The organism is Microcoleus sp. Aus8_D2 (assembly GCF_036702665.1).
Lineage (GTDB): Bacteria > Cyanobacteriota > Cyanobacteriia > Cyanobacteriales > Microcoleaceae > Microcoleus.
In genome coordinates, this window is record NZ_JAUBUN010000023.1 from 57,174 (window position 1) to 63,981 (window position 6,808).

General features: G+C 44.9%; 4 protein-coding genes. 3 read left to right on the forward strand and 1 reads right to left on the reverse strand.

The features are described 5' to 3' along the window. Positions 1-323 precede the first annotated feature (323 nt). The gene (locus tag QUB64_RS18880) at positions 324-743 is read right to left on the reverse strand and encodes a hypothetical protein (protein WP_333275314.1); all 420 of its coding nucleotides are present in this window, start codon (positions 741-743) and stop codon (positions 324-326) included. A gap of 140 nt (positions 744-883) precedes the next feature. Between QUB64_RS18880 and QUB64_RS18885 the strand changes: the two genes are divergently transcribed. From QUB64_RS18885 to QUB64_RS18895, 3 genes are all read left to right on the forward strand, one after another. Then, complete coding sequence (locus QUB64_RS18885) at positions 884-1,573, forward strand: response regulator transcription factor (protein WP_333275316.1); 690 nt, start codon at positions 884-886, stop codon at positions 1,571-1,573. A gap of 110 nt (positions 1,574-1,683) precedes the next feature. After that, complete coding sequence (locus QUB64_RS18890; protein ID WP_333275318.1) at positions 1,684-3,261, forward strand: sensor histidine kinase; 1,578 nt, start codon at positions 1,684-1,686, stop codon at positions 3,259-3,261. Between the two features lie 781 nt (positions 3,262-4,042). Continuing rightward, positions 4,043-6,736, forward strand: a complete 2,694-nt coding sequence (locus QUB64_RS18895; protein WP_333275320.1) for a protein kinase domain-containing protein — start codon at positions 4,043-4,045, stop codon at positions 6,734-6,736. Positions 6,737-6,808 lie beyond the last annotated feature (72 nt).

Here is a 6,808-nt window from a genome sequence, read left to right on the forward strand (position 1 = left end):
CTTGGTTTTGACCAGGAGGATTGCCCATTCCACCTTGGTTTTGACCAGGAGGATTGCCCATTCCACCTTGGTTTTGACCAGGAGGATTGCCCATTCCACCTTGGTTTTGAGGAGAAACATTACCAGGTGCATTGATTGAATTTGGATTAGAAAATAGTTGTGGCATGGTGTAATTACCTCGATGGGTTTTCTAAGTTTGAAGTAGTTGTCAGGCTAAAAGAATGAATTCTCGATCGCCTTTAAGTTCGTCACTACAATCATTAAGCTGGTTCAAAATGACATTTATCTGTGTGCTAGGATTACAGTTTTGTAATCTGGGAAAATTAGCGTTTTTCCGAATTTGGGGGTATATTGCGATCGCCCGGTGGACGCGGTGGAATGCCCAAAATTTGAATCAACCGCGCTTCGGTAACACCCAACTTTTTCGCTGCACCGCGAATGTCTAAAGGAGGTGGCGGCGGTAGACAGGGCGGGCTATTACTTGCTGTTGGTGGTTCCGGGGGTTTGGCGGGTAGCCCCAAAACTTCGATTAATTTGGCTTCGGTGGTTCCTAATTGTTTGGCCGCAGCCGCAAAATCTATACGGGGCGGATGGGGCCCAAGTCTGCGATCTCGATCGGGTGCGGGTTGGCTTTGGGCTAGCAGGATGTTAAAACTGACTGTAGTTCGATCGCCAAAAGTCAAGTTGCTCAATCCCAGCAGCAAGGCTGTAGCAGGTAATGCGAGTAATACAGGATTTTTCATGGTAGTTATAATTGCCGATCAAAAGTTGATAGCAGCATCAAACTACCCAAACATGACCGGGAACTCTGCGGATAGATTACAATTTTGTAATTTAATTGAATAAATAATCACGGTATAATCACAATCACATCGGTGAATCTATGAATGTTCTATACGTTGAAGATGAAGCAAAAATCGCTAATTTTGTTTGTATCGGCTTGAAAGAACAAGGCTTTGTTGTGGATTATTGCGATAATGGCAACGATGGCTATGAGCGGGCGATGGATAATCAGTATGATGCGATCGTCCTCGATATTGTTTTGCCGGGAAAAGACGGATTATCTATCCTCAAACACCTGCGAAAGGCTGGGCGAAACGTACCTGTAATTTTGTTAACTGCTCGCAACGAACTAGACGATCGCATTCAAGGCTTACATCTCGGCGCTGATGACTATTTGGCTAAACCGTTTTTTGTTGAGGAGTTAGTTGCGCGCATTCATGCTGTAGTGCGGCGTGCTTCGGGCGATGGGCAAAATATTCTGAGTGTTGGCCCCGTTAAGCTCGATCGCATTCTCCGAGAAGTTACTTGCGATCGCCATACAGTCGAACTTACCACCCGCGAGTTTAATCTGTTGGAATATCTGATGCGATCGCCCGGTAGGGTATTTACCCGCACTCAAATCCTCGAACATATCTGGGGCTATGATTTTAACCCAAACACCAATGTAGTAGATGTATGTATTCAACGCATTCGCAAGAAAATTGAACCCATCGGCGGTATGGGATGGGTGGAAAGCGTGCGCGGCGTTGGCTATCGGTTTCGCAAACCAGATTCACCATCACAGACTTGAGTTGCATAAATCTATGATTAAGAAATTAACCGCAGATGTCAGCAGATGCAACCGACGATGCAACGCAGATGTATTTCAAGAATTGAAACCTTGGGAGTCCAAAAGATGTCATGAAATTCCAATCTTTTCGCTTTCGGATTGCTCTATCCTCTGCTGTGCTGGCAAGTATTGCTATGATTGGCTTTGGTGTTGTTTCGTGGTGGTTGATTTACGATGCTAAAGTCAAGCGTCTTGATGCTGAAATAGAAACTCAGTTGCTCCACGCTACTCGCCCGCGATCGCCTGAATGGGATGCTTATATTGATTCTTTGCCCTTACTTTTGGGCATGAATGGGGAAACAACCGTGGCTTTGATCGTGACTCAAAGAGATGGTAATGTAATCTACAAATCGAGTCAGTGGGAAGATAAACTTGATGCGAATTCGCTATGGCGAGCACTGCCGCTACCCCCGGAGGATCGCGGCAGAATAGATTTTGAATTACAACCTCCCCCTCCACCAAATCCCCTAGATCCACCACCTCCCGATCGCCTGAATTTATTTCCACCGCCCGAAAGAAAACCCCCGGGCGATCGCCCTAATTTATTTCCCCCGCCACAAAGAAGACCTCCAGGCGATCGGCCACCTCCAGGCGATCGCCCCCGTCATCCTCAAGCGATCAAAGCTAAGCTAGCAACCCAGCATACTAGCAGCGCAATTTGGCGTGTCGGCGCGATTAATTCTCCTGATAGTCAAGCAGCCATCGCCGTTAACTTGCAAGCTATCGATCGGGAAATGACATCTATTGGTAATATCTTTCTAATTTCTATTCCCATAGCGCTTTTACTCGTAGCTGGTGGAGCGTGGTTGATATCGAGGAGTATTCTCTATCAAATTGGGCGACTCACTACGGCGATCGGCAATGTCACCGTACAAGGGCTAGATCATCGCGTCCCTGTCGGTTCAACGGATATAGAGTTTGTTGAATTAATTTTTGTGTTCAATCAAATGTTAGAACGTCTGGAGCGAAGTTTTCAACAAGCTTCTCGTTTTAGTGGAGATGCTGCTCACGAATTAAAGACTCCGCTGGCAATTTTGCAAGGACAACTAGAACGGGCTTTGCATCAAGTTGAATCGGGTTCTGAGGTACAGCAAACCCTGAGTAATTTATTGGATGAAGTGCGCCGTTTGAGTGAAATTACCCGCAAACTTCTCTTACTTTCTCTAGCCGATGCTGGACGTATGGGTTTACATCGGGTTGAGGTGAATATGTCGGCTTTGCTATCGGAAATTGCCGAAGATATGGAACTGCTAGCACCACATTTAGATGTGGAAATGGCAATTGCTCCTAAGTTATTTATAGAGGGCGATCGCGATTTGCTGGTGCAGGTTTTGCAAAATCTGGTTGGGAATGCGATTAAATATAATTTACCGAAGGGTTGGCTCCGGTTACAGGCTGAGTGTCAGGAAAAAAGAGTAATTGTGAAAATTGTCAATAGTTCTCAAAATATTCCTTTGAGCGAGGGCGATCGCATTTTTGAGCGCTTCCATCGCGGCGACTCCACTCAGATCAAAAAAATAGAAGGATCGGGATTGGGACTAAGCCTAGCACGGGAAATTGCACGGGCCCACGGTGGCGATATCAAACTAGATGCTGCCATACTTGGTCAAACAGCGTTTATACTGAGTTTACCTGTGGGCGCTCGCTAAGTAGAAGGGAGACATAAGAAGTCATTAGTCATTAGTCATTAGTTGTTAGTTATTAGTTATTAGTTATTAGTTATTAGTTATTAGTTATTAGTTATTAGTTATTAGTTATTAGTCATGAGTTGTGAGTTGTGAGTTGTGAGTTGTGAGTTGTGAGTTGTTAGTTGTTAGTTGTGAGTTATTAGTTATTAGTCATGAGTCATGAGTCATGAGTCATCAGTCATGAGTCATGAGTCATCAGTCATCAGGAAGAAGGAATTCGAGATACACAGCAAGCCTTTGAGCGATCGGGATTTGACGCTTAATTAGGTGGATTTACTTATTAACGGAACTTGAAAATTTTTAATCTGACTTATCTTGAAATACATCTGCGTTGATCTGCGTTGATCTGCGGTTTCGGGATCGATCGAAGATTTATACAATAAGTCTAAGGGTTAAGGATATTTGCCGTTATCGGTGTGCGATCGGCGATCGAGCCTGTTTTGTCGCCTCTGGTACCAACATTCCATCCAGTTGACCCCACCCAAAGACGCATACAAGCCCCCGACAAGAGTTGTGGAGAGCTCAAAATGTTAGACAAAAGTTCAAGTTCCCAGATTCAATCGGAGAGTAAATCTCAAATCGAAAAATGGAAAATCTCAAATCGACTGACGAGCCAAACATCTGTCCAGTGGTTTACCCAGTGCTGTTATTGTACCCGATCTGCCTGAGAAAGGCTATACTCGATCTCTTACCAATTACTTGCATTTTTATTAATTTTCTGTGATCCATAAACATTTTCGGTATGGACAACTTGAGCATCGACACTAAAACCCGCGCCGTTAAGCTAGGTTCCGAGTGCATAGATCTAAACAAAGAAGAATATATCGTGCTGCTGCTGTTGAGCAAGCACTACGGCAAATATGTCGCACCTGCAGCGATTTTTAATGTTCTGTACAAGCGTCCCCCAACAGGTGACGAAGAGCAAATCATAGTCGATCGCATTTTTGAACTCAGGAGAAAGTTAAAAGACAACGGCGACACATCTACGCTAATTCATACCGAACCAAACGGAAGCGGCAAATATGGCATTCTCGCAGTAGAAAGTACCGTGGAAATCAACGGCGAAATTTTGCATCCGCCGGAACTAAACCCAGAATCAGAGCAATTTTTAAACAATCGTTACCGGGTGATTGACAAGCTGGGAGAAGGAGGTTTTGGCTTAACATTGTTGGCCGAAGACACGCAAATGCCTTCGCACCGGTGTTGCGTCATCAAGCAGCTCAAAACCCACACCGATAATCCTCACATTGACCAAAGCGTTCGAGAGCGTTTTTCTCAAGAAGCTGCTGTTTTGGAAAAGTTGGGCGAAGGACATTCTCAAATTCCCAAACTTTACGGTCACTTTGAGGAAAATGGTTTGTTTTTCTTGGCCCTAGAATGGATAGACGGGGAAACGCTCAGCAACCGAGTAAAAGTTGCTGGGAAAATGAGCGAGGAGCAAGTCAAGGAAATTCTGAGAAGTCTGCTGCCTGTTTTGGATTACATACACGAAAAAATGATTATTCATCGAGATATTAAACCGCAAAATATTCTTTTACGGAAGTCTGACGATGAACCTGTGCTGATAGATTTTGGTGTAGTTAAGGAAACAATTAATCAAGGGGTAACTACTGGGGGAAATGATGTAAATATCTCCATTGGAACGCCACAATTTATGTCCCCGGAACAAGCCGCTGGTCGGCCGGAATATTCTAGCGATTTGTACAGTTTGGGATTGACTGCAATTTATTTGCTGACGGGAAAGTGGCCGCAGGATTTAGAAACTGACCCCCAAACTCGGGAGATGCTTTGGCAGAATCACTCATCGAAGGTGAGTGTGAGATTTGCGGCGGTTCTGGATAAAGCGATTAGGTTTCACCCGCGAACTCGGTTCGCTACTGCTAAGGAAATGTTGGCGGCTTTGGAAGAGCCGACAGCGGCTACTTTGGCGACCAGTCACGAGCAGGCTAACTCTCGAAAATCTACAAATAAAAGCTGGTTTGTTTATCTATTTTTGATATTTTTAATTGCTTTAGGTGCTGGTGTTTTTGTGTTCAAAAAAGAGTTTATAAGTATCCTCAAAGATGCTGTACACTTAGCTGAGAGGAGCCTGAATCCTAGCGTTCCTCAAGCATCTAATTTGCCGGGGGTTGCACCGGAAAATGCCCAGACTTCCTCGCCTGTAGATGCTAGCAGTTACATCAGTGCGGGCGATCGCATTTTGTTTGCTAGCACCGCAACTCCTGACAAGCAAGCAGGAGTTAGCGCGATCGCCTCTAGAGACTTCAAAACGGCGGTAAACAAGCTAGAAGTGGCTTTAAAAGTCGATCGCACTGACCCGGAAACTTTGATTTATCTAAATAATGCTCGACTCGGTACTGCGGAAGCTCTCTCAATTGCGGCGGTAGTTCCGATTGGCGACAATCTCAGCGCAGCGGCGGAAATCTTGCGCGGGATAGCTCAAGCTCAAGACGAAGCAATTAAGGCGGGAGTGCCTTTAAAGGTGGTGATTGCTGATGACGGTAACGATGAAAATCGGGCGAAGGCTATTGCACAGAGTCTGATTGCAGATAGCAGTATTTTAGCAGTTGTCGGTCACGGCACCAGCAAAACATCGATCGCAGTTGCTCCGATTTACAGTCAAAATCAAATGGTGGCGATCGCACCTACGAGCACGAGCATTGAATTAGCAACGGTTCCGAGGCGCCCCGACGGCGTAAACTATTTTTTTCGGACAATACCGAGCGACCAATTTACAGGTACGGCTTTAGCTCGCTATATGTTAACTGGCCTGAAAAAAAGCACGGCTGCGGTTTTTTACAATTCCAAAAGTTCTTACAGCAAGTCGCTGCAAACAGCTTTTTCTACTACTTTGATTTTGGAAGGCGGTCAAGTTATTAAAGCAGTAGATTTATCCGATCCTAATTATGTGGCGCATCTGGCTGGGCTGACAGCAGATGTATTGGTTTTGCTGCCGGATTCAGATACTGTGAAATCTGCCCTAGAAATTGCTCAAAATAATCAAAAAAGTTTGCCAATGATTGGCGGCGATGCTCTCTATAATACTGATTTATTAAAAGAGGGTGGAGCAGCTTTGAGCGGGGCGATAATTTCTGTACCTTGGCATTTTGCTGATAGTAAAAATCAAAATTTTGCACTTTTAGCTAGAGATTTGTGGGGAATTGATGTTAACTGGCGGACAGCGATGAGTTACGATGCGGTGCAGGTGTTGCGGATGGGAAGGTCGATCGGGAAAATTGCTCCTTCTAGCGGTCAAGCGGGGCGGGTGATGCTGGCGAAAACCTTGGCGGGTGAGGATTTCAAGGTTAGCGGTGCGACTGGGGAAATTAGATTTTTGTCGAGTGGCGATCGCAATAGCAATGTAGTTCTGTTGCAAATTGTACCAAACACTCAATCCAGTGCAGGTTACGATTTTGCACCAATCAGTCGATTTTAGATTTTAGATTTTAGATTGATATTATCTCGCCTCGAACCACCACTATCAAATTGGTTTGTAGTGAGGACTTCA